Source organism: Streptomyces noursei ATCC 11455 (assembly GCF_001704275.1).
In the GTDB taxonomy this organism is placed as follows: domain Bacteria; phylum Actinomycetota; class Actinomycetes; order Streptomycetales; family Streptomycetaceae; genus Streptomyces; species Streptomyces noursei.
In genome coordinates, this window is record NZ_CP011533.1 from 5,705,917 (window position 1) to 5,730,678 (window position 24,762).

Sequence of the window (24,762 nt, forward strand, 5' to 3'; positions counted from 1 at the left end):
TGCTGTGTACGGAGCCGATCGGTGCCCCGGCGCGAACCATTAGTGTGGGGCCCCGTCCGAGACACGCCCGCACCGCCGGTACGGCGTGCGCGTGTCCCTCGTAGTCCGTCGCAGTGTTTCCGGGGGCGGGGGCCGTGAGCGACTTCGCCGCGAGCCCTCCAACTCCCGGGTCCGGAGGGCCCGTACCTCGATGTCCGTGCACAGCCAGTCGGCGGCCCAGGCCGCCTCGTATGAAGCCGCCACCCCGGAGTTCCCGCGGCATGTCGTCACGGCCGTGATCGTCTCGCACGACGGCGGCCGCTGGCTGCCCGACGCCCTCGCCGGACTGCTCGGCCAGGAGCGCCCGGTGCAGAACGTCATCGGCGCCGACACCGGCAGCGCGGACGACTCCGCCCAGCTGCTCGCCGAGGCGATCGGCGACGACCGGGTGCTCCACCTCGCCCGCCGCTCCGGATTCGGCACCGCCGTCGAGGAGGCGGTCCGCACCGCCCCCGTCCTCGGCCCCGACGACCTGGCCTATCTGCGCCGCCCCAGCGGCTGGGATCCGGTCAGCCGCACCTGGCACGACGAGGCGTACGACATGCCGGAACTCCCGCACGGGGAACCGGTCCAGTGGCTGTGGCTGCTGCACGACGACTGCGCGCCGGCCCCCGACGCCCTCGCCGAGCTGCTGCGGGTCGCCGACGCCAGCCCGTCCACCGCCGTCGTCGGCCCCAAGCTCCGCAGCTGGTACGACCGCCGTCAACTCCTCGAGGTCGGCGTCAGCATCGCCCGCAGCGGACGCCGCTGGACCGGCCTGGACCGCCGCGAACAGGACCAGGGCCAGCACGACCAGGTCCGCCCGGTGCTGTCCGTCTCCACCGCCGGCATGCTCATCCGCCGCGACGTCTACGAGCAGCTGGGCGGCTTCGACCGCCGGCTGCCGCTGATGCGCGACGACGTCGACCTGTGCTGGCGCGCCCAGGCCGCCGGCCACCAGGTCCTGGTCGCCCCCGACGCCGTCCTGCGGCACGCCGAGGCCGCCGCCCGCGAGCGCCGCCCCATCGACTGCGTCGGCCGCTCGGTCGCCCGCCCGTCGCCCGACCGCCACCCCTCATCGAAGCGCTTCGCGCTGCGTGGTTCGACTCCGCACCGCGTCGACAAGGCCGGCGCCGTCTACACCCTGCTCGCCAACACCCGCGGCGCGCTGGTCCCGTACACCCTGCTGCGGCTGCTGATCGGCACCCTGCTGCGGGTCGTCGCCTACCTCGTCGGCAAGGTACCCGGCCAGGCCCTGGACGAACTCGCCGGCCTCTTCGCCACCCTGCTCCGCCCCGGCAAGATCCTCGCCGCCCGCAAACGCCGGGGGAGGCCGACGACCGACGCGAGCGAACTGCGGGCACTGTTCCCGCCGCCCGGCGCCACCGTCCGGGCCACCGTCGAACAGGTCGCCGGCAACCTCGCCGGCCGCGCCGCCCCCGACGTCGCCTCCTCCGGCCGGCACGGCGCCGTGGAGTCCGGACCCGGCGGCGACGACGCCGACTACCTGGAGATCGAGCAGTTCGCGCGGCTCAAGCGGATCGCCCGCCGCCCCGCACCGGTGCTCTTCCTCGTCCTGCTGCTGGTCTCGCTGATCGCCTGCCGCGGGCTGCTCGGCAGCGGCTCGCTCGTCGGCGGCGCCCTGCTGCCCGCTCCCGACGGCCTCGGCGCCCTGTGGTCGTCGTACACCACCAGCTGGCACCCGGTCGGCGTCGGCGACACCGCCGCCGCACCGCCCTACCTCGCGGTGCTCGCCGCGCTCTCCACGGTCTTCCTCGGCAGCACCGGCTTCACCCTCACCCTGCTGCTGGTCTGCTCCGTCCCGCTGGCCGGCCTCACCGCCTACTTCGCCTCCCGCCCGCTGGTCGCCTCCCGGCTGCTGCGGGCCTGGGGCAGCATCGCCTACGCCTTCCTGCCCGCCGCCACCGGCGCGCTCGCCGGCGGTCGCCTGGGCACCGCCGTACTGGCCGTCCTGCTGCCGCTGATGGCCCGCGCCGCGGTCGCCGCCGGCGGACTGCGGTTGGCGCCCGGCACCCGGCCCAGCTGGCGCGCCGCCTGGGCGTACGCGCTGCTGGTCACCGTCACCACCGCCTTCACCCCGATCGTCTGGCCGATCGCGGTGCTGCTCGGCGTGGCACTGCTCGTGCTGCGCCTCCTCGGCTCCGCATCCGGAGACCCGGCGACGGGCGGCGGAGCGAAGCGGGGCGGCAGCGGTGGGCTGGTCGTGGCGTACCTGCTGCGCTTCCTGGCCGTGGCGCTCGCCCCGCTGGTGGTGCTGGCGCCCTGGTCGCTGTCGCTGCTCGGCCACCCGTCGCGGTTCTTCCGCGAGGCCGGCCTGGACTACGGCACCGGCTCGGCCTCCGTCCTCGACCTCGTCGGGCTCAGCCCGGGCGGCCCCAAGGCCGTCGGCGGGCTGCTGCTCCTCGGCATCGTCCTGGCCGCCCTCGGCGCGACCCTGCGCGACACCCGGCAGACCGCCATCCGCGCCGCCTGGGTGGTGGCCCTGGTCGGGCTGCTGTGCGCGGCGCTCGGCAACGGCTCCGGCTGGACCGGCCCGGCGATGCTCGTCTACGGCCTGGCGCTGCTGTGCGCGGCCGCGCTCGGCGCCGAGGGCATCCGCACCCGGATGACCGCGCTCGGCTTCGGCTGGAAGCAGCCGGCCGCCGTGCTGATCGCGCTGGCCGCCCTGATCGCCCCCCTGTACGCCGCGGTCAGCTGGATGATCACCGGCGCGGCCGGCCCGGTCCAGCGGCGCGACGCCACCCAGGTCCCGGCGTTCGTCGCCGAGGAGGCCACCACCACCGACCGGGCCCGCACGCTCGTCCTGGACGGCACCCCCGGCCACGTCACCTACTCCCTCGTCCGCGGTTCCGGGGCCCAGCTCGGGGACGCCGACCTGGCCGCCGAGGCCGGTCCGGACAGCCGCCTGGACGACGTCGTCGCCCACCTCGTCGCCGGCTCCGGCGCCGACCAGACCGACCGGCTCGGCGGCTACGCGGTCCGCTACGTCCTGGTCCGCAAGGGCGCCCCGCGCGAGATGGGCCGCGTCCTGGACGCCACCCCGGGCCTGACCCGGCTCAGCCAGGAGGACGGCAGCGCCCTGTGGCGCGTCGACCAGCGGGTCTCCCGGATCACGATCGTGCCCGCCCAGACCAAGGAGGGCACCGGCACCGGCGACGCCGCGGCGCCCGTCCCGGTGGCGGCCGGCCCGGTCGAGGCACACGGCGCCAAGGTGCCCGCCGGCACCGCCGGCCGGATCCTGCGGCTCGCCGACGCCGCCGACGACGGCTGGCACGCCACCCTCGACGGCACCCCGCTCAAGCCCGTCACCGTCGACGGCTGGGCCCAGGGCTTCCAGCTCCCGTCCGACGGCGGCCGGCTCGACCTCACCCACGACAACCCCATGGGCCACACCGTCTGGCTGTGGGCGCAGGGCCTGCTCGCCCTCGTGCTGGTCGTGATGGCGCTGCCCGGCCGCCGCCGGGAGATCGACGACGACCTGCCCGACGAGGCCGCCGCCGTCGCGGCCTCAGCCGCGCAGTCCGCGGGCGAGGGCCGCCGGGCCCGCCGGCTGCGCGCCCAGGCCGAGGCCGCCGCCCCGGCCGGCGACGGCGCCGCCGTCCCGGACGCCCGCACCGTCGAGGAGCCGCCGTCCGACGCCCCGGCCCCGGACCCCGTCCCGGTCGCCGACCCGTATGCCGCGGTCCCCGCACAGCCCTCCTACGAGGACTGGCAGGCCGCTCCGGAACCGGCCGCCGCGCACGACCCGGCGCCAGCCGACCAGCAGCCCTACCCGCAGGCCGCCGACCCGTACCAGGCCGGCCAGTACGGCGACCAGCAGCCCTACCAGCCGGTCGACCCCTACCAGGACGGCGGCTACCCGCCGGGCACCTACGCGCCGGGCACCTACGCGCCCGACACCTATGCGCCCGAGGGCTACCCGACCGACCCCTACCAGGCGGGCGCCTACGACCCGTACGGCTACGGCGGACAGCAGCAGCCCTACCCCGACGCCGGGGCGGACCAGCACCCGCAGCACCCGCAGCCCTACGACGGCACGACGTACCCCGGCGCCTTCCCCGAGCCGCGCCGTGACGGGAGCGAGCAGCAGTGAAGCGCACCATCTTGTCCCTGAGCGCCGTGACCGCCGCGTTGGCCGCGGTCACCGGTGTCGCCGCGGTCGCCGCCCCCGGCGACACCGGCCCGACGGCCCCCGCGAGCGCCACCCGGCTGCCGGTCCAGCGGTCCACCCTGGTGTGCCCGGCGCCCAGTTCGTCGGAGGTCGCCGAGACCACCTACACCGCCTTCGCGCCCCCGGGCGCCTCGGCCGGCGCGGACACCAAGAAGGGCACCGCCCAGCTCCTGCCCACCGGCACCGTCGCCGACAGCCACGGCAACCCCGCCGGCAAGGGCGGCAAGGACGCCAAGGGGGGCAAGGACGGCAAGGGCGCCAAGGACAAGGGCGGCGCGGACAGCGGCGGAACGCAGACCGTCCCGCCGCCCGATACCAAGCCCGTGGTGCCCCTCCAGCAGGCCGGGAAGCCGGTCCTCGGGACCACCGACAGCGCCGACGCGCCCGCCCTGACCGGCTCCGCCGACGGCGCGCTGGCCCCCGGCTGGACCGTCCAGCAGACCACCGCCATCGCCGCCGGCCTCGGCCGCGGTCTGCAGGGGCTGAGCTGCACCGCCCCCGACACCCAGTTCTGGTTCCCCGGCGTCAGCACCGCCACCGGCCGCACCGACTACGTCCACCTCACCAACCCCGACCCGGTGCCGGCCGTCGTGGACCTCGAAATGCGCGGCAAGGACGGCGCGTTGACGGACAGCGGCGGCGGCGAGGACATCACCGTGCCGCCGCACACCACCGTCCCGGTGCTGCTCTCCACCCTCACCACCAGCCCCGCCGACGGCGCCGCGCTGCACGTCAGCGTCCGCTCCGGCCGGATCGGCGCGGCCGTCCAGGCCGCCGACGCCAAGACCGGCGGCGACTGGCTGCCGCCGGCCGCCGACCCGTCCCCCGGCGCCGTCCTCCCGGGCATCCCGGCCGACGCCACCGACGTCCAGCTGGTCGCCGTCGCCCCCGGCGACGCCGACGCCGACCTCAAGGTGCAACTGGCCACCCCGACCGGCCTGATCACCCCGGCCGGACTCGACACCCTGCACGTCAAGAGCGGGATGACCGCCACCGTCGACCTCAAGGACATCACCAAGGGCGAGCCCGGCTCGCTGGTCCTCACGCCCGGCGACGGCGGCTCCACCGCCCCGATCGCCGCGGCCCTGCGGGTCGTCCGCGGCAAGGGCGACAACCAGGAGATGGCCTTCATCCCGGCGACCCGGCCGATCGAGGCCCGCGGCACCGTCGCCGACAACCGCGCCAAGGGCAGCACCCTCACCCTGGTCGCCCCCCAGAAGGGCAAGGACGCCAAGGTCAGGATCACCGCGTCGGCCGGCAGCGGCGGCGGCACCCCGGTCTCGAAGACGTACACGGTCAAGGGCGGCACCAGCCTCGCCGTCCAGCCGCCGCAGCCGTCCGGCCTCAAGGGTTCCTACGCGCTGACCGTCGAGCCCGAGCCCGGCAGCGGCCCGGTCCACGCCGCCCGGATCCTGGCGCTGCCGCAGGGCGGGGTGCCCGCCTTCACCGTCCAGCCGCTGCCCGACGACCGCGGCTCCGTGCTCGTGCCCACCGCCGGCCAGGACCTGTCCCTGCTGACCCGCTGACGCCCGCCGCGGGTGCCGCCGCCCGGCGACAGCCGCGCATGACCCGCGCTACCGGCTCACTCCTGGCCGTAGCGCGGGTCCACCGACTCCGGGGCGAGCCCCAGCAGCTCGGCGACCTGCTCGACGACGACCTCGTGGACCAGCAGCGCGCGCTCGTCGCGGTTCTTCGTCCGGATCTCCACCGGCCTGCGGTAGATCACGATCCGGTCGCGATATCCGCCGCCGGACGGCAGCACCCGGCCGAGCGGCACGCTCTCGTCCTCCGCGAGCGGATCCGGATCGCCGTCCGGCCCGAACCCCGGCACCTCCAGCACCAGGAAATCGACCTGCGTCAGCTGCGGCCAGCGCCGCTCCAGGCGGTCCCGGGAGTCGTAGACGAGATCCGTGAACGCGTCGGCGCGGCTCACCGACAGCGGTACCTGGGGAGGCGCGATCGGGCCGCGCATGCCACGGCCGTGGCGGTCGCGGCGGCGGGGCCGCGGCTCCGCGGGACGGGGAGGTACGGGGCTGTCCATCGGATCGAGCGTAGCCCTCCGGGCGCGCCCCGGTCGGCGTTGTGCGACAACTCGCCACTTGTCATCGGGTGACCGGACCGGCCCGGGTTCGGTTCGTTTGCGGCCCGGCATCCGATCGCCCCGCTCCCGCCCAGCGCCGCAGAATGACATGAATTGCCCCACCTGAGGATGGCATTCCGCTCCCGGCGCGGCGCCGCCGACCCCGCCCCCGAGCGGTCCCGGCCGACGGGTGCAGGTCAGACGCATCGGACGAAGCGGGACGACACGGTTGGGTGAGCCGGGGGAGAGTCGTCGCGGCCCGCTCAAGAGTGCGGTACCGTCCAACGTCGTGAGCCCTGTACGTCGCTGTTCGCGCACTGCGTGCGGCCGCCCCGCCGTCGCAACGCTGACGTACGTCTATGCGGATTCGACCGCCGTGCTCGGACCGCTCGCCACCTACGCCGAGCCGCACTGCTACGACCTGTGCGCCCAGCACTCCGAGCGCCTGACCGCACCCCGCGGCTGGGAAGTCGTCCGCCTCGCCATCGACCCCGGTCCCGCCCGCCCCAGCGGCGACGACCTCGAAGCGCTGGCCAACGCCGTCCGCGAGGCGGCCCGCCCCCAGGAGCGCGCCGCCGGCGGCGCCGGCACCCCCGCGCCCAGCGGCCGCGACGGCCACCCCATGGAGGTCGCCCGCCGCGGCCACCTCCGGGTCCTGCGCTCGCCCGACTCCTGACCCGTCGCCACCCGGCCCGCTGCCGTTCACGGCTGGTTCACGGCCCCCCTACGGACCGTACGGGTAGGTTTGTGGCCCCGTAGCGACTCCAGGAGGGCTGGCTGTGACTGATCTGGCGCAGATCGTGAAGGCGTACGACGTGCGCGGCGTGGTCCCCGACCAATGGGACGAGACCCTGGCCGAACTCTTCGGCGCGGCCTTCGTCGAGGTCACCGGCGCCGACGCGATCGTCATCGGGCACGACATGCGGCCCTCCTCGCCCGGCCTGGCCGGCGCCTTCGGCCGCGGCGCCGCCGCCCGCGGCGCCGACGTCACCGAGATCGGCCTCTGCTCCACCGACGAGCTCTACTACGCCAGCGGCGCCCTGGACCTGCCCGGCGCGATGTTCACCGCCTCGCACAACCCGGCCCAGTACAACGGCATCAAGATGTGCCGGGCCGGCGCCGCCCCCGTGGGCCAGGACACCGGGCTCGCCGACATCCGCGCCCTGGTCGAGCGCTGGACCGCCGACGGCACCCCCGAACCGGCCGCCACCCCCGGCACCGTCACCCGACGCGACGTGCTCCACGACTACGCCGCCCACCTGCGCTCCCTCGTGGACCTCCGCACCATCCGCCCCCTGAAGGTCGTGGTGGACGCCGGCAACGGCATGGGCGGCCACACCGTCCCCACCGTCTTCGACGGCCTGCCGATCGACCTCGACGCGCTCTACTTCGAGCTCGACGGCTCCTTCCCCCACCACGAGGCCAACCCGCTCGACCCGAAGAACATCGTCGACCTCCAGGAAAGGGTCCGCGAGGTCGGCGCCGACCTCGGCCTGGCCTTCGACGGCGACGCCGACCGCTGCTTCGTCGTCGACGAGAACGGCGACCCGGTCTCCCCGTCCGCCATCACCGCCCTGGTCGCCGCCCGCGAACTGGCCAAGCACCCCGGCGGCACGGTCATCCACAACTGCATCACCTCCTGGTCCGTCCCGGAGGTCGTCAAGGAGCACGGCGGCGCCCCCGTCCGCACCCGCGTCGGCCACTCCTTCATCAAGGCCGAAATGGCCCACACCGGCGCCATCTTCGGCGGCGAGCACTCCGCCCACTACTACTTCCGCGACTTCTGGAACGCCGACACCGGCATGCTCGCCGCCCTGCACGTCCTCGCCGCCCTCGGCGAACAGGACCGCCCGCTCTCCCGGCTCGTCGACCAGTACGACCGCTACGCCGCCTCCGGCGAGATCAACAGCACCGTCGACGACCAGGCCGGCCGGCTCGCCGCCATCAAGGCCACCTACGAGGGCCGCGACGGCATCACCCTCGACGACCTCGACGGCCTGACCGTCACCGCCACCGACTGGTGGTTCAACGTCCGCCCCTCCAACACCGAGCCGCTGCTCCGCCTCAACGCCGAGGCCCGCGACCGGGCCACCGTCGAGCGGATCCGCGACGAGGTCCTCGCGATCATCCGCGGCTGATCGCCCGCAGGCCGGGGGAGGGCCGCCCACAGCGACCCTCCCACCTGCCGAAATCCCCTCCGGGCAGGCCCCGTCCCCCACACCGGCGGTACGCTGGCCACGCCGTAACCACGCCGAAGGAGCACCCCGATGCCGGTCGAAGCCAGCCTGATCCAGATCCTCGCCTGCCCGGCCTGCCACGCCTCGCTGGAGGACCGCACCACGGCGGACCCGGCCGAGCTGATCTGCACCTCCGCCGACTGCGGCCTGGCCTACCCGGTCCAGGACGGCATCCCGGTCCTCCTCGTCGACGAAGCCCGCCGCCCCGTCTGACCGGCCCACCGGGCCCGTCCCGGTACCGTCTGGCACCACCCCGCCCGTACCGGCGATCGGAGGCCGCGCCACCATGCTCGACGAGTCACTGCTCGACGCTCCCGAGGCGCTGGCCGGCGCCGACCGCTTCGGCCTGCTGCGCGGCGTCGCCGAATCCGGCGCCCGGGTCCGCACCGCCGCCCGCGGCGCCGCCGAATCCGGCATCCCCGAGCTGACCCCCGACGGGCGCCCGCGCGCCGTCCTCGTCGCCGGTCCCGGCCCGGCCGCGGCCGGCGTCGCCGACCTGCTGCGCGCCCTCAGCGGCGGCAGCTGCCCGGTCAGCCTCATCCAGCCCACCGGCGTCGCCCCCGTACCCGGCGCGCTCCGCTGGACCCTGCCCGGCTGGGCCGGCCCCCTCGACCTCCTCCTCGTCGCCGGCCCCGACGCCGCCGACCCCGGCCTCGCCGAACTCGTCGAACAGTCCTACCGCCGCGGCTGCGCGGTCGTCGCCGTCACCCCCGCCGGCGGCCCGCTCGCCGACGCCGTCGTCCAGGCCCGCGGCCTGCCCGTCCCCCTCGCCACCACCGCCTACGACACCGAATTCGACGTCGAGGGCGCCCCGCCCGCCGCCCCCGGCACCCTCTGGTCCGTCCTCATCCCGCTGCTGGTGCTCGCCGACCGGATCGGCCTGATCAACGCCCCCGCGGACGCCGTCGGCAAGCTCGCCGACCGCCTGGACCAGATCGCCGAACGCTGCGGACCGGCCATCCCCACCTACACCAACCCCGGCAAGACCCTCGCCGCCGACCTCGCCGACGCGCTCCCGCTGATCTGGACCGAGGGCCCGATCGCCGGCGCCGTCGGCCGCCACTTCGCCACCGAGCTCGCCGGACTGGCCGGCCGCCCCGGCCTCGCCGCCGAGCTCCCCGAGGCGCTCACCACCCATCGCCCGCTGCTCGCCGGCGCACTGGCCGCCGGCGCCGACCCGGACGACTTCTTCCGCGACCGCGTCGAGCAGCCCGCCGCCCTGCACGCCAGGATCATCCTGCTGCGCGAGGCCGAGGCCGGCCCGCTCTCCGCCACCCGCGCCGCCCAGCAGCTCGCCGACGAGCGCGACACCCCGCTCAGCGAGCTGCACCCCGGCGCCGGCAGCGACCTGGAACGCGCCGCCGAACTCCTTGCCATCGCCGATTTCGGCGCCGTTTACCTGGCGCTCGCCGGCACCGAGTGATCATGCCGTCGGGGCAGTCGCCACCGCGCCCCGCCGGACCACCCACGCCACGTCAGGAAGCAGCCGCCCGATGGATCGCCTCGTCAACGCCGTGCGCCCCTACGCCTGGGGCTCCACCACCGCCATCCCCGACCTCCTCGGCGTCCCGCCCACCGGCGAACCGCAGGCCGAGATATGGCTCGGCGCGCACCCCGGCGCCCCCTCCCGCCTCGACCGCGGCCACGGCCCGGTCTCCCTCGCCGACGTGATCGCCGCCGACCCCGAGGCCGCACTGGGCGCCGACGCCGTCCGCGCCTTCGGCCCCCGGCTGCCGTTCCTGTTCAAGGTCCTCGCCGCCGGCGCCCCGCTCTCCCTCCAGGTCCACCCCGACCGCGCCCAGGCCGAAACGGGCTTCGCCGACGAGGAGGCCCGCGGCATCCCCCGCGACGCCGCGCACCGCAACTACAAGGACGCCAACCACAAGCCCGAACTGATCTGCGCCCTCACCCCCTTCGAGGGCCTCTGCGGCTTCCGGCACCCCGCCGACGCCGCCGAACTCCTGGAGGGCCTGGACGTCGCCGACCTCAAGCCGTACGTCGACATCCTGCGCGCCAGCCCCGAGGAGTCCGCGCTGCGCGAGGTGCTCACCGCCGTCCTCGTCGCCGAACCCCACGCCATCGCCGAGACCGCCGAACGCGCCGCCACCGCCGCCGGCCACCTCGCCCCCAAGGGCGGCCCGCACGCCGACGCCTACGCCGCCTACGCCGGCCTCGCCCACCACTACCCGGGCGACCCCGGCATCCTCGCCGCGATGCTCCTCAACCACGTCCGCCTCCAACCCGGCGAAGCGCTCTACCTCGGCGCCGGCATACCGCACGCCTACCTCGGCGGCCTCGGCGTCGAGCTGATGGCCAACTCCGACAACGTGCTCCGCTGCGGCCTCACCCCCAAGCACGTCGACGTCCCCGAACTCCTGCGCGTGGTCCGCTTCACGCCCCGCGACGCCGGCGTCCTGCGCCCCGAGGACGTCGACGGCGAGGAGGTCTACGACACCCCCATCGACGAGTTCCGGCTCTCCCGCTTCGTCCTGGCCCCCGGCTCCGCCCCCCGCCCGCTGCCCGCCCGCACCCCGCAGATCCTGCTCTGCACCGCCGGCACCGTGCACCTGACCAGCGACGCCGGCACCACCCGGGAACTCACCCTCACCCCCGGCGGCGCCGCCTTCGTCCCCGCCGGCGAACACCTCACCCTCGCCGGCGCCGGCACCCTCTTCCGCGCCACCGTCGTCGTCTGACGCCGTCCGCGACCCGGCCACCCCACGCCTTCCCCGGGCCGGGCTGCAACAATGACCGCCGCACGGCATTAAAGGGGCGGTAAAGCCCGGTCTACGGAAGGGACACGGCGCACTCATGAGCGCATCTGGCGGTACCAAGGCGATCGTTGCGGCGCTGGGCGCCAACCTGGCGATCGCCGCGGCCAAGTTCGTCGCCTTCGCCTTCAGCGGCTCGTCCTCGATGCTGGCCGAAGGCGTGCACTCCGTCGCGGACTCCGGCAACCAGGGCCTGCTGCTGCTCGGCGGCAAGAAGGCCAAGCGCGCCGCCACCGCCGAACACCCCTTCGGCTACGGCCGCGAGCGCTACATCTACGGCTTCCTGGTCTCCATCGTCCTGTTCACCATCGGCGGCGTCTTCGCCCTCTACGAGGGCTGGGAGAAGATCCAGAACCCGCACCCCCTGGACAACTGGTACTGGCCGGTCGGCGTTCTGGTCTTCGCCGTCATCGCCGAGGGCTTCTCCTTCCGCACCGCCGTCAAGGAGTCCAACGAACTGCGCGGCAAGCAGTCCTGGATACAGTTCATCCGCCGCGCCAAGGCCCCCGAACTCCCCGTCGTCCTGCTGGAGGACTTCGGCGCACTGATCGGCTTGGTCCTCGCCCTGGCCGGCGTCGGCCTCACCCTCGCCACCGGCAGCGGCGTCTGGGACGGCATCGGCACCATGGCCATCGGCGCCCTGCTGGTGCTGATCGCCCTCGTCCTCGCCGCCGAGACCAAGTCCCTGCTGCTCGGCGAGGCCGCCGGCCCCGACCAGGTCGCCAAGATCCGCGCCGCCCTCGTCGACGGCGACGTCGTCACCCGCGTCATCCACATGCGCACCCTCCACCTCGGCCCCGAGGAACTCCTCGTCGCCGCCAAGATCGCCGTCCAGCACGACGGCACCGCCGCCGAGGTCGCCCGCGCCATCGACGCCGCCGAGGCCCGCATCCGGGAAGCCGTCCCGATCGCCCGCGTCATCTACCTCGAACCCGACATCTACGACGAGAAGGCCGCCGCGACCCAGGCCCCCAGCGGCAGCTGACCGACCACCCACCGCGGGCCCCGCCACCTCCGTGGGAGGCGGGGCCCCCGCGTGCCGCCACCCCGCCCACCGGCCCGCCGCACCCCCGCGGCGCACAGAACAAGCCAATGAACAGGCCCGTGCGGGCTGGGGCCGCAGAGCCGATCGGTGTAGATTCGGGGGAAGTGCCAGACGTCGCTGCTGATGGCGGTCGGGCGGCCCGCACCGCGGACCGGCCGAGGGAGAGAGGGCCTCCGACGGACTGCGCTGCGGCAAGGGGAGAGGTGTAGCGGCCTCCGCGTAGGCTCGCGTACGCCCGGTCACCACCGGGACCCCGACCCGCGCCGCAGACTGCCCGAATTGCCCGACCGACCTCGACACCCGAGGAGCAGCCCGTAATGACGACAGCAGCCACCGGCCAGGACTTCAAGGTCGCCGACCTGTCCCTCGCCGCCTTCGGCCGCAAGGAGATCACCCTCGCCGAGCACGAGATGCCCGGCCTGATGGCGATCCGCAAGGAGTACGCCGCCCAGCAGCCCCTCAAGGGCGCGCGGGTCACCGGCTCGCTGCACATGACCGTGCAGACCGCCGTGCTGATCGAGACCCTGGTGGCCCTGGGCGCGCAGGTCCGCTGGGCCTCCTGCAACATCTTCTCCACCCAGGACCACGCCGCCGCGGCCATCGCCGTCGGCCCCACCGGCACTCCCGAGGACCCCCAGGGCGTCCCGGTCTTCGCCTGGAAGGGCGAGACCCTGGAGGAGTACTGGTGGTGCACGGAGCAGGCGCTGACCTGGCCGGGCACCCCCACCGGCGGCCCGAACATGATCCTCGACGACGGTGGCGACGCCACCCTCCTCGTCCACAAGGGCGTCGAGTACGAGAAGGCCGGCAAGGCCCCGGCGGTGGAGACCGCGGAGAACGAGGAACACCACGCCATCCTGGAGCTCCTCAACCGCACCCTCGCCGAGAACCCGCAGAAGTGGACCCGGCTGGCGTCCGAGATCCGCGGCGTGACGGAGGAGACCACCACCGGTGTCCACCGCCTCTACGAGATGCAGCGCGACGGCGACCTGCTCTTCCCCGCGATCAACGTGAACGACGCGGTGACCAAGTCCAAGTTCGACAACAAGTACGGCTGCCGCCACTCGCTCATCGACGGCATCAACCGCGCCACCGACGTCCTGATCGGCGGCAAGACCGCCGTCGTCTGCGGCTACGGCGACGTCGGCAAGGGCTGTGCGGAGTCCCTGCGCGGCCAGGGCGCCCGCGTCATCATCACCGAGATCGACCCGATCTGCGCGCTCCAGGCGGCGATGGACGGCTACCAGGTCACCACCCTCGACGAGGTCGTGGAGACCGCCGACATCTTCATCACCACCACCGGCAACAAGGACATCATCCTTGCCTCCGACATGGCGCGGATGAAGCACCAGGCGATCGTCGGCAACATCGGCCACTTCGACAACGAGATCGACATGGCCGGTCTGGCGAAGCTGCCGGGCATCGTCAAGGACGAGGTCAAGCCGCAGGTCCACACCTGGACCCACCCGGACGGCAAGGTCCTGATCGTGCTCTCCGAGGGCCGCCTGCTCAACCTCGGCAACGCCACCGGTCACCCCTCGTTCGTGATGTCCAACTCCTTCGCGGACCAGACGCTGGCCCAGATCGAGCTGTTCACCAAGCCCGAGCAGTACCCGACCGACGTGTACGTCCTGCCCAAGCACCTGGACGAGAAGGTCGCCCGCCTCCACCTGGACGCGCTGGGCGTCAAGCTCACCACCCTGCGCCAGGAGCAGGCCGACTACATCGGCGTCAAGGTCGAGGGCCCCTTCAAGCCCGACCACTACCGCTACTGAGCCACCCCCGGCCCGCCCGCGGACCGGACCCCGCTCACCCAGCAGCCGCTGGCACCAGGCCCTCGCCCACCCGGCGGGGGCCTGGCCCGCAGAATCCCCGGAAAACCCCGCGCCCCCGACGCACCGCCCCACCCCCCAAGGACTGCACCACCATGCCCCGCGGCCACTACTCCCTGTACGACCCGCACGACCGCACCCCCCTCGGTGAGGAACACTTCCACTGCGCCACCGGCCCCTCCGGCTGGCGCTACGTCTCGCAGACCCTCAACACCGCCGGCGAGCACACCGGCTCCGTCGACCTCACCCTCGACGAGCTCGGCCGCCCGATCCGCCTGGAGCTGCACGCCGCCGCATGGCAGGTGCGCGGCGCCGCCCTGGACGGCGTCACCTGGGTACGCACCGACCCCACCGGCACCCACGCCACCGAGGGCAACGTCCCCGCCCATGCCTTCACCGGCGCCTCCCCGGCCTTCCTCGTCGCCGCCGCCCGCCTGCTCCGCCCCGTCCTCGGCGCCGGCGCGACCCGCGTCCGCCTCGTCGCCTTCACACCCCCCGTCCTCGCCCCCCGCACCCTCGACCAGTCCTGGGCGCTGCTCTCCAGCACACCACACGCCACTGACACCGCCCCGCTCGTCGCCGACGAGTACCAGGTCACCGACCTCGAAACCGGCGAACAGCACGCCGTGCACCTCGCCGGCGACGTCGTCCTCGCCGCCCCCGGCATCGAACTCGAATCCCTCGACACACCGCCCTCGACCTTCAACTGACCGCCGACGCATCCTCGTTGGCAGGGGCACCGACAACAGGGGCGGCCGGGACCGCGAGGCGTGATCCGTGCGCTCCCCGTCCCGCCTCACACGGGCGGCGCGAACCCGGTGCTCGGCCGGGCCGGCTGCCCGCCCCCGTCCCGAGCCCCCGGCACCGTCCCCGAATTCCAGGCCGCCCCGTCGCCCCCAGGGGCACCGCCCGCCGCCGCAGACCCGGCCGTCACGGCACCCCCGGGCACCACCCACGCCCCACCGGCAGCGGTCGTGCCGTCCCCGGGAACCCCACCCGAGGACTCCTCCGGCACCGCCCCGGAAGCCGAGGCCGACCCCGCCCCCGGATACACCCCCACCGCACCGCTCTCCCCGAACGCCCGCCGGGACTCCCGCTCCTGCCGCTCACCCATCACCGCGGCCAAATACACCGCCGGGTCCACGCCCGCCGGCACCGCCGCCCCCGTGAAGCCCCACAGATCACCGGCGAGCCGCCCGGCCATCGCCGCGCCCGCCTGCGGATCCAACTCGCCCAGCCGCCCCAGGTACTGCCGCACCGCCAGCCACCACCCGTCCGGCACCCGGGACAGATCGAGCCCCCCGATCTCCCCGGCCAGCCACGGAGGCGGTGCCGGCAGCACCACGCCCCCGCCCTCCGCCTCGGGCACCCGCTCCCGGATCACCAGCGTCCCGGCGAACACATCGCCCAGCCGCCGGCCCCGGGCCGACACCAGCGACGCGATCGACGCCAGCACCCCCATCGTCATCACGATCTCGACGGCCCCCATGGCACCCCGTACCAGCGCATGCCGGAACCGGATCGGCCCGCCGTCCTCCCGCACCACCCGCAACCCGCAGATCAGCTTCCCCAACGACCGCCCGTGGCTCAGCGTCTCCACCGCGATCGGTATCCCCACCTGCACCAGCACCAGCGTCGCCACCTGCAGGGCCGCCAGCACCGCACCGTCCAACGAGGACGCGGTGCTCACCATCACCAACGTCACCGCGATGTACGTCCCCCAGGCCACCGCTAGATCGACCACGACCGCCAGCCCCCGGCTCGCCAGCCTGGCCGGCCGCAGCCCCAGCACCACGGCCTCGCCCGTCACCAGCTGACTCACACGCCCACTCCCTCTCGACCCCTTTTTCCCGGCCCGCCACCACGGCCGCCCGTCCCACCGCGGCTCCACCCCGGAGGTCCGGGGCCCCGCGCCCGGCCAGTCTGCCAAGCTGGCCCGGCACCCACCCACCGCGCTGCGAGGAGCGACCCCGTATGGACCTCGATGTCTTCGTCACGGCCCACGGCGCCGAATGGGACCGCCTGGAGACCTTGCTGCGTCGCAAGCGCCGCCTCACCGGCGCCGAGGCCGACGAACTCGTCGCCCTCTACCAACGCACCACCACACACCTCTCCCTCCTCCTCTCCAGCGCCCCCGATCCGGCCCTGACCGGCCGCCTCACCTCCCTGGTGGCCCGTGCCCGCAGCAAGGTCACCGGCGCCCGCAGGTCCTCCTGGCGCGACGCCGCCGGCTTCTTCACCACCTCGTTCCCCGCCGCCGTCTACCGCCTGCGCCACTGGTGGATCCCCACGGCGGTCCTCTCCCTCACCGTCGCCGCCCTCCTGGGCTGGTGGATAGCCGCCCACCCGGAGGTCCAGTCCACCCTCGGCGCCCCCCAGGACCTCCGCGAGATGACCCGCCCCGGCGGCGAGTACGAGACCTATTACTCCAACCACCCCGCCGCGGCCTTCGCCGCCCAGGTGTGGACGAACAACGCCCAGGCCGTGGCCCTCTGCCTGGTCCTCGGAGCCTTCCTCGGCGTCCCCGTCCTGTGGGTCCTCTTCGAGAACATGCTCAACCTGGGCGCCGGCCTGGGCCTGATGTCCTCGGCGGGCCGCCTCGACACCTTCCTGGGCCTGCTCCTCCCGCACGGCCTCCTCGAACTGACCGCCGTCTTCGTCGCCGCCGGCATCGGCCTCCGCCTGGGGTGGACCGTCATCGACCCCGGTCCCCGCACCCGCCGCACCGCACTGGCCGAGGAAGGCCGCACCGCACTGGGCGTCGCCGTCGGCCTGGCCGCCGTCCTCTTCGTCTCCGGCATCCTCGAAGGCTTCGTCACCCCCTCCGGCCTCCCCACCTGGGCCCGCATCACCATCGGCATCCTCGCCGAGCTGGCTTTCCTCACCTACGTCTATGTACTGGGCGGACGCGCCGCACGCGCCGGCGAGACCGGCGACGTCACCGCCACCGACCGCGCCGCCCTCCTCCCCACCGCCGCCTGATGTGCGTACACCCCTCCTGACCTGCTAATCTCCTCTTCGCCCCAGAAACCCGTTGACATGGGTGGCAGGGGGAGGTAGATTCAAACGGTTGCAACGAACTGGACAAGTTCGATCGCGACGGATAGTCTCTCTCCGCCCCAGCCGCACATTCGCAATGGCGGGGCGCACCGATCACTTATCAGAAGCTTCGCTCCGTCATTTGGATCGAATGCCTTCTGATAAAGTCGGAAAAGTCGAAAGACATCCCCCTCTGACGGGTAATTCAGAACGGAATTCGAACCAGCCGCTGAGCGGCCTGGAACGGAAAGAAGATCTGATAAAGTCGGAAAGGCCGAAAAGCGAAAGCGAAGCGGCCGGACCCCACTCCAGCAGGGGGCCAGAGACGGAAACGGATCTGGTAAGGTTGGAACCGCGAGGAAGCCGAAAGGTCGAATCGCACCGGCGAAAATCGGAGCCGAAAGGATCTGATAGAGTCGGAGACGCAAGACCGAAGGGAAGCGCCCGGAGGAAGCCCGAGAGGGTGGCCGAAGGAAGCGTCCGTTCCTTGAGAACTCAACAGCGTGCCAAAAGTCAACGCCAGATATGTTGATACCCCGTCTCCATCATGGAGATGAGGTTCCTTTGAAAAGTCCTTCCAATAGCTTTGGGAGGCACACAGCGAGGACGCTGTGAACCGCGAGGATTATTCCTCCTTGTGGTTCCGCTCAACGCGAGTGTTGATACCGGCAGTTTTTCATTAAACGCAGTCCGGAAAGCATTCACGGAGAGTTTGATCCTGGCTCAGGACGAACGCTGGCGGCGTGCTTAACACATGCAAGTCGAACGATGAACCGGCTTCGGTCGGGGATTAGTGGCGAACGGGTGAGTAACACGTGGGCAATCTGCCCTTCACTCTGGGACAAGCCCTGGAAACGGGGTCTAATACCGGATATGACACGGGGTCGCATGATCTCCGTGTGGAAAGCTCCGGCGGTGAAGGATGAGCCCGCGGCCTATCAGCTTGTTGGTGAGGTAATGGCTCACCAAGGCGACGACGGGTAGCCGGCCTGAGAGGGCGACCGGCCACACTGGGACTGAGACACGGCCCAGACTCCTACGGGAGGCAGCAGTGGGGAATATTGCACAATGGGCGAAAGCCTGATGCAGCGACGCCGCGTGAGGGATGACGGCCTTCGGGTTGTAAACCTCTTTCAGCAGGGAAGAAGCGAGAGTGACGGTACCTGCAGAAGAAGCGCCGGCTAACTACGTGCCAGCAGCCGCGGTAATACGTAGGGCGCGAGCGTTGTCCGGAATTATTGGGCGTAAAGAGCTCGTAGGCGGCTTGTCGCGTCGGATGTGAAAGCCCGGGGCTTAACCCCGGGTCTGCATTCGATACGGGCAGGCTAGAGTTCGGTAGGGGAGATCGGAATTCCTGGTGTAGCGGTGAAATGCGCAGATATCAGGAGGAACACCGGTGGCGAAGGCGGATCTCTGGGCCGATACTGACGCTGAGGAGCGAAAGCGTGGGGAGCGAACAGGATTAGATACCCTGGTAGTCCACGCCGTAAACGTTGGGAACTAGGTGTGGGCGACATTCCACGTCGTCCGTGCCGCAGCTAACGCATTAAGTTCCCCGCCTGGGGAGTACGGCCGCAAGGCTAAAACTCAAAGGAATTGACGGGGGCCCGCACAAGCAGCGGAGCATGTGGCTTAATTCGACGCAACGCGAAGAACCTTACCAAGGCTTGACATACACCGGAAAGCATTAGAGATAGTGCCCCCCTTGTGGTCGGTGTACAGGTGGTGCATGGCTGTCGTCAGCTCGTGTCGTGAGATGTTGGGTTAAGTCCCGCAACGAGCGCAACCCTTGTTCTGTGTTGCCAGCATGCCTTTCGGGGTGATGGGGACTCACAGGAGACTGCCGGGGTCAACTCGGAGGAAGGTGGGGACGACGTCAAGTCATCATGCCCCTTATGTCTTGGGCTGCACACGTGCTACAATGGCCGGTACAATGAGCTGCGATACCGCGAGGTGGAGCGAATCTCAAAAAGCCGGTCTCAGTTCGGATTGGGGTCTGCAACTCGACCCCATGAAGTCGGAGTTGCTAGTAATCGCAGATCAGCATTGCTGCGGTGAATACGTTCCCGGGCCTTGTACACACCGCCCGTCACGTCACGAAAGTCGGTAACACCCGAAGCCGGTGGCCCAACCCCTTGTGGGAGGGAATCGTCGAAGGTGGGACTGGCGATTGGGACGAAGTCGTAACAAGGTAGCCGTACCGGAAGGTGCGGCTGGATCACCTCCTTTCTAAGGAGCATCTAGACGGTCGCAAGATTGTCCAGAGCCACTACGTCGGCGAATGTTCGACGGTGGTTAGCTCATGGGTGGAACGTTGACTACTCGGCACACAGAGATCGATCGGGACGCTAGTACTGCCTTCGGGCGTGGAACGCGGATCGGGTCGGGTCTGGGTGTCGGGCACGCTGTTGGGTATCTGAGGGTACGGACTACGGTCTGAGCCTTCGGGATGCCGGTCCCAGTGAACTCAGCCTTCGGGTTGGGGTGGTGGGTGGCTGGTCGTTGTTTGAGAACTGCACAGTGGACGCGAGCATCTGTGGCCAAGTTTTTAAGGGCGCACGGTGGATGCCTTGGCACCAGGAACCGATGAAGGACGTGGGAGGCCGCGATAGGCCCCGGGGAGCTGTCAACCGAGCTTTGATCCGGGGGTGTCCGAATGGGGAAACCCGGCAGTCGTCATGGGCTGTCACCCGCTGCTGAACACATAGGCAGTGTGGAGGGAACGCGGGGAAGTGAAACATCTCAGTACCCGCAGGAAGAGAAAACAACCGTGATTCCGGGAGTAGTGGCGAGCGAAACTGGATGAGGCTAAACCAGTCACGTGTGATACCCGGCAGGGGTTGCGTGGTTGGGGTTGTGGGAGCTTTCTTGATCGGTCTGCCGGCCGGTCGGTGAGTCAGAAACCGTTGATATAGGCGAAGGACATGCGAAAGGTCCGGCGTAGAGGGTAAGACCCCCGTAGCTGAAATGTCAGCGGCTTGCTTGAGAGCCACCCAAGTAGCACGGGGCCCGAGAAATCCCGTGTGAATCTGGCGGGACCACCCGTTAAGCCTAAATATTCCCTGGTGACCGATAGCGGATAGTACCGTGAGGGAATGGTGAAAAGTACCGCGGGAGCGGAGTGAAATAGTACCTGAAACCGTGTGCCTACAAGCCGTGGGAGCGTCGCGCAGAGACTTGTTCTTTGCGTCGTGACTGCGTGCCTTTTGAAGAATGAGCCTGCGAGTTTGCGGTATGTTGCGAGGTTAACCCGTGTGGGGAAGCCGTAGCGAAAGCGAGTCCGAATAGGGCGTTGGAGTAGCATGCTCAAGACCCGAAGCGGAGTGATCTAGCCATGGGCAGGTTGAAGCGGAGGTAAGACTTCGTGGAGGACCGAACCCACCAGGGTTGAAAACCTGGGGGATGACCTGTGGTTAGGGGTGAAAGGCCAATCAAACTCCGTGATAGCTGGTTCTCCCCGAAATGCATTTAGGTGCAGCGTCGTGTGTTTCTTGCCGGAGGTAGAGCACTGGATAGGCGATGGGCCCTACCGGGTTACTGACCTTAGCCAAACTCCGAATGCCGGTAAGTGAGAGCGCGGCAGTGAGACTGTGGGGGATAAGCTCCATGGTCGAGAGGGAAACAGCCCAGAGCATCGACTAAGGCCCCTAAGCGTGTGCTAAGTGGGAAAGGATGTGGAGTCGCAGAGACAACCAGGAGGTTGGCTTAGAAGCAGCCACCCTTGAAAGAGTGCGTAATAGCTCACTGGTCAAGTGATTCCGCGCCGACAATGTAGCGGGGCTCAAGTACACCGCCGAAGTCGTGTCATTGCGATATTACTCCTAACGGGGATCGTGATGGGTAGGGGAGCGTCGTGTGCCGGGTGAAGCAGCCGTGGAAACGAGTTGTGGACGGTTCACGAGTGAGAATGCAGGCATGAGTAGCGATACAAGAGTGGGAAACTCTTGCGCCGATTGACTAAGGGTTCCTGGGTCAAGCTGATCTGCCCAGGGTAAGTCGGGACCTAAGGCGAGGCCGACAGGCGTAGTCGATGGACAACCGGTTGATATTCCGGTACCCGCTTTGAAGCGCCCAATACTGAATCAGGCGATGCTAAGTCCGTGAAGCCGCCCTGATCTCTTCGGAGTTGAGGGGAGTGGTGGAGCCGACGGACCAGACTTGTAGTAGGTAAGCGATGGGGTGACGCAGGAAGGTAGTCCAGCCCGGGCGGTGGTTGTCCCGGGGTAAGGGTGTAGGCCGTGTGGTAGGCAAATCCGTCACACGTTAAGGCTGAGACCTGATGCCGAGCCGATTGTGGTGAAGTGGATGATCCTATGCTGTCGAGAAAAGCCTCTAGTGAGTTTCAAGGCGGCCCGTACCCTAAACCGACTCAGGTGGTCAGGTAGAGAATACCGAGGCGTTCGGGTGAACTATGGTTAAGGAACTCGGCAAAATGCCCCCGTAACTTCGGGAGAAGGGGGGCCATTTCTGGTGATGACATTTACTGTCTGAGCTGGGGGTGGCCGCAGAGACCAGCGAGAAGCGACTGTTTACTAAAAACACAGGTCCGTGCGAAGCCGTAAGGCGATGTATACGGACTGACGCCTGCCCGGTGCTGGAACGTTAAGGGGACCGGTTAGCTCCATTTCGGTGGGGCGAAGCTGAGAACTTAAGCGCCAGTAAACGGCGGTGGTAACTATAACCATCCTAAGGTAGCGAAATTCCTTGTCGGGTAAGTTCCGACCTGCACGAATGGCGTAACGACTTCTCGACTGTCTCAACCATAGGCCCGGTGAAATTGCATTACGAGTAAAGATGCTCGTTTCGCGCAGCAGGACGGAAAGACCCCGGGACCTTTACTATAGCTTGATATTGGTGTTCGGTTCGGCTTGTGTAGGATAGGTGGGAGACTTTGAAGCGCCAACGCCAGTTGGTGTGGAGTCGTTGTTGAAATACCACTCTGGTCGTGCTGGATGTCTAACCTGGGTCCGTGATCCGGATCAGGGACAGTGTCTGGTGGGTAGTTTAACTGGGGCGGTTGCCTCCTAAAGGGTAACGGAGGCGCCCAAAGGTTCCCTCAGCCTGGTTGGTAATCAGGTGTTGAGTGTAAGTGCACAAGGGAGCTTGACTGTGAGACTGACGGGTCGAGCAGGTACGAAAGTAGGGACTAGTGATCCGGCGGTGGCTTGTGGAAGCGCCGTCGCTCAACGGATAAAAGGTACCCCGGGGATAACAGGCTGATCTTCCCCAAGAGTCCATATCGACGGGATGGTTTGGCACCTCGATGTCGGCTCGTCGCATCCTGGGGCTGGAGTCGGTCCCAAGGGTTGGGCTGTTCGCCCATTAAAGCGGTACGCGAGCTGGGTTTAGAACGTCGTGAGACAGTTCGGTCCCTATCCGCTGCGCGCGTAGGAGTCTTGAGAAGGGCTGTCCCTAGTACGAGAGGACCGGGACGGACGGACCTCTGGTGTGCCAGTTGTTCTGCCAAGGGCATGGCTGGTTGGCTACGTTCGGAAAGGATAACCGCTGAAAGCATCTAAGCGGGAAGCCTGCTTCGAGATGAGGGCTCCCACCCACTTGATGGGGTAAGGCTCCCAGTAGATGACTGGGTTGATAGGCCAGATATGGAAGCGCCGTAAGGTGTGGAGTTGACTGGTACTAATAGGCCGAGGGCTTGTCCTCAGTTGCTCGCGTCCACTGTGTTGGTTCTGAAGCCACGAACAGACCAACGGTTGTTCTTTGTTTCATAGTGTTTCGGTGGTTATAGCGTTAGGGAAACGCCCGGTTACATTCCGAACCCGGAAGCTAAGCCTTTCAGCGCCGATGGTACTGCAGGGGGGACCCTGTGGGAGAGTAGGACGCCGCCGAACTAAATTTGAGATAGACCCCGTACCGGGATGGTATGGGGTCTATCTGTTTTGGGCCCGTTCCCAAGTCAAAGCAAGAGCTGCTTTGACTTGGGAACGGGCCCTTTTTGTTTGGTATCGGGGCCGGTTGTCTCCCTAGGCAAGGCGGAGGGGGCGGTGGCGATGGGCGAGGGTGGACGTTGCTGGGGTGCTCTGTTGCTGTGGGGCCTTGGCTGGTTCGGTGGCGGTGGGTGCTTGTGCCGTTGGCTGTTGAGTGTGGGGAGAGGGTGTAGCAAAGCCGACGCCTTTGGAGCGTCGGCTTCGATGGGGGTGGGTGTGGGGTTTGTTTGCAGGAGAGGGCCTGCCTGTTGGGGGATAGGGCGGTCTGCTTGTGGGCGGGGCAGAGGGGGGTTAGAGGCGGCCGGCGGACTTCAGGGAGAGGTAGGCGTCGGCGAGGTCAGGGGCCAGGTGGGTCGGGGTGGAGTCGATGACGGTGATGCCGTGGCGGCGGAGGCGGTCGGCGGTGCGGCGGCGCGCGGCGCGGGTCTGTTCCGCGGCGGCGGCTGCGTAGACGGCCTGTGGGGTGTGACGGCTGGCGGCCATCTCTTCGATGCGGGGGTCCGCGACGGCCGCGACGATCACTTCGTTGCGCTGGGTGAGGGTGGGGAGGACGGGCAGCAGGGCCTCCTCCATGGGGGCCGTGTCGAGGCCGGTGAAGAGCACGATCAACGAACGACGTGGGGTGTGGCGGTGGATGGTCGCCGCCAGGCCACGGGCATCCGCCTCGATGAGTTCGGGTTCGAGGGGGGCGAGGGCGTCGGTGAGTGCCGGGAGGAGCTCGCGGGCGGTGCGGCCCTGTACGGAGGCGCGTACCCGGCGGTCGTAGGCGAGCAGGTCGACGTGGTCGCCGGCGCGGGAGGCGAGAGCGGCGAGCAGCAGGGCGGCGTCCATGGAGGCGTCGAGGCGAGGGGTGTCGCCGACGCGGCCGGCTGAGGTGCGGCCGGTTTCCAGGACGAGCAGGATGCGGCGGTCGCGTTCGGGGCGCCAGGTGCGGACGGCGACGGTTTGCCGGCGGGCGGTGGCGCGCCAGTCGATGGAGCGGGTGTCGTCGCCGGGGGTGTAGTCGCGGAGGCTGTCGAACTCGGTGCCCTCGCCGCGGGTCAGGATGCTGGTGCGGCCGTCGAGTTCGCGGAGCCGGGCGAGTTTGGCGGGGAGGTGCTTGCGGCTGGTGAAGGGGGGCAGGACGCGGAGGGTCCAGGGGATGTGGTGGCTTCCCTGGCGGGCAGCCAGGCCGAGGGGGCCGTAGGAGCGGACCGTGACGCGGACGGCGTGGTGGTCTCCGCGGCGGGTGGGGCGGAGCGTGGTGGTCAGGCGGCGGCGTTCGCCGCCGGGGATGCGGAGAGCGTGTCGGGACGCGGGGATGTCGTCGCCGGGGCGGAATGAGCTCGGGGGCCAGGCGTCGCGGAGTTGGGCGCGCAGGGGGCGGCGGTCCGGGTTGGTGATGGTGAGGTGGATGTGGGCTTCGCCTGTTAGGCGAACGTTTGTATCACCGGTTCGGGTGAAATGGAGCTTTCGCACTGGCGCGGCGAGCGCGAGGTCGCACAAAATTGCTATCAGCAGGGCGAGTTGGACGGTCAGGATCCCGAGCCAGCTGGGGAGCACGAAGCCCACGACCAGGGCTCCGAGCGCCGAGAGGAGAGCAGTGCGTCCGGTGAGGGCCACG

The 24,762-nt window shown here is 70.1% G+C and carries 14 protein-coding genes and 3 rRNA genes; 14 read left to right on the plus strand and 3 right to left on the minus strand.

The genetic code is table 11. From position 1 onward, the window contains the following. Positions 1–190 precede the first annotated feature (190 nt). Positions 191–4,132: a glycosyltransferase family 2 protein gene (locus SNOUR_RS24275; protein ID WP_067350836.1), complete on the plus strand. Its 3,942-nt coding sequence runs from the start codon at positions 191–193 to the stop codon at positions 4,130–4,132. Further along, positions 4,129–5,736 carry a DUF5719 family protein gene (locus SNOUR_RS24280; RefSeq protein ID WP_067350839.1) on the plus strand — a complete coding sequence of 536 codons (1,608 nt, stop codon included), beginning with the start codon at positions 4,129–4,131 and terminating at the stop codon, positions 5,734–5,736. The genes SNOUR_RS24275 and SNOUR_RS24280 overlap by 4 nt, the downstream gene beginning before the upstream one ends. Positions 5,737–5,792: 56 nt before the next feature. Here the strand turns inward: SNOUR_RS24280 and SNOUR_RS24285 are convergent, their stop codons facing one another. After that, a complete protein-coding gene (locus SNOUR_RS24285) occupies positions 5,793–6,251 on the minus strand; it encodes a metallopeptidase family protein (protein ID WP_174717895.1) in 459 nt (152 codons plus the stop codon). 268 nt (positions 6,252–6,519) lie between these two features. On the opposite strand from SNOUR_RS24285, the gene SNOUR_RS24290 reads away from it, so the two are divergent. The 8 genes from SNOUR_RS24290 to SNOUR_RS24325 all read left to right on the plus strand — a co-directional run bounded on the left by SNOUR_RS24290 (position 6,520) and on the right by SNOUR_RS24325 (position 14,885). Beyond that, a complete protein-coding gene (locus tag SNOUR_RS24290; protein WP_079142859.1) occupies positions 6,520–6,966 on the plus strand; it encodes a DUF3499 domain-containing protein in 447 nt (148 codons plus the stop codon). Positions 6,967–7,069: 103 nt separating this feature from the next. After that, positions 7,070–8,428, plus strand: coding sequence for a phosphomannomutase/phosphoglucomutase (locus SNOUR_RS24295; protein ID WP_067350844.1), 1,359 nt, complete (start codon positions 7,070–7,072; stop codon positions 8,426–8,428). Between the two features lie 129 nt (positions 8,429–8,557). Then, the gene (locus SNOUR_RS24300) at positions 8,558–8,740 is read left to right on the plus strand and encodes a Trm112 family protein (protein ID WP_067350847.1); all 183 of its coding nucleotides are present in this window, start codon (positions 8,558–8,560) and stop codon (positions 8,738–8,740) included. Between the two features lie 73 nt (positions 8,741–8,813). Further along, positions 8,814–9,950 carry an SIS domain-containing protein gene (locus tag SNOUR_RS24305; protein WP_067350853.1) on the plus strand — a complete coding sequence of 379 codons (1,137 nt, stop codon included), beginning with the start codon at positions 8,814–8,816 and terminating at the stop codon, positions 9,948–9,950. A gap of 70 nt (positions 9,951–10,020) precedes the next feature. Continuing rightward, positions 10,021–11,223 carry a mannose-6-phosphate isomerase, class I gene (manA, locus tag SNOUR_RS24310; RefSeq protein WP_067350856.1) on the plus strand — a complete coding sequence of 401 codons (1,203 nt, stop codon included), beginning with the start codon at positions 10,021–10,023 and terminating at the stop codon, positions 11,221–11,223. Positions 11,224–11,338: 115 nt separating this feature from the next. Then, a complete protein-coding gene (locus SNOUR_RS24315) occupies positions 11,339–12,283 on the plus strand; it encodes a cation diffusion facilitator family transporter (RefSeq protein WP_067350859.1) in 945 nt (314 codons plus the stop codon). Positions 12,284–12,660: 377 nt separating this feature from the next. Then, positions 12,661–14,118 (plus strand): adenosylhomocysteinase, encoded by a 1,458-nt coding sequence (ahcY, locus tag SNOUR_RS24320; RefSeq protein WP_067350862.1) that lies wholly within the window; start codon positions 12,661–12,663, stop codon positions 14,116–14,118. Between the two features lie 152 nt (positions 14,119–14,270). Further along, the gene (locus SNOUR_RS24325; protein ID WP_067350865.1) at positions 14,271–14,885 is read left to right on the plus strand and encodes a hypothetical protein; all 615 of its coding nucleotides are present in this window, start codon (positions 14,271–14,273) and stop codon (positions 14,883–14,885) included. An 86-nt stretch (positions 14,886–14,971) separates the two neighbouring features. Here SNOUR_RS24325 and SNOUR_RS24330 read toward each other — a convergent pair whose 3' ends face one another. Further along, positions 14,972–15,997 (minus strand): RDD family protein, encoded by a 1,026-nt coding sequence (locus SNOUR_RS24330; RefSeq protein ID WP_067350868.1) that lies wholly within the window; start codon positions 15,995–15,997, stop codon positions 14,972–14,974. A gap of 152 nt (positions 15,998–16,149) precedes the next feature. On the opposite strand from SNOUR_RS24330, the gene SNOUR_RS24335 reads away from it, so the two are divergent. The 4 genes from SNOUR_RS24335 to rrf all read left to right on the plus strand — a co-directional run bounded on the left by SNOUR_RS24335 (position 16,150) and on the right by rrf (position 23,063). After that, on the plus strand, positions 16,150–17,157 hold the full coding sequence (locus SNOUR_RS24335) for a stage II sporulation protein M (protein ID WP_067350871.1): 1,008 nt from the start codon (positions 16,150–16,152) through the stop codon (positions 17,155–17,157). 757 nt (positions 17,158–17,914) lie between these two features. After that, positions 17,915–19,443, plus strand: a 16S ribosomal RNA gene (locus tag SNOUR_RS24340). Positions 19,444–19,752: 309 nt separating this feature from the next. Further along, positions 19,753–22,875: ribosomal RNA gene (locus SNOUR_RS24345) — 23S ribosomal RNA — on the plus strand. A gap of 71 nt (positions 22,876–22,946) precedes the next feature. Further along, a 5S ribosomal RNA gene (gene rrf, locus SNOUR_RS24350) occupies positions 22,947–23,063 on the plus strand. The 16S, 23S and 5S rRNA genes sit together here, the layout of an rRNA operon. A 387-nt stretch (positions 23,064–23,450) precedes the next feature. Here rrf and SNOUR_RS24355 read toward each other — a convergent pair. Continuing rightward, positions 23,451–24,761, minus strand: a complete 1,311-nt coding sequence (locus tag SNOUR_RS24355) for a DUF58 domain-containing protein (protein WP_067350874.1) — start codon at positions 24,759–24,761, stop codon at positions 23,451–23,453. Position 24,762: the final 1 nt, after the last annotated feature.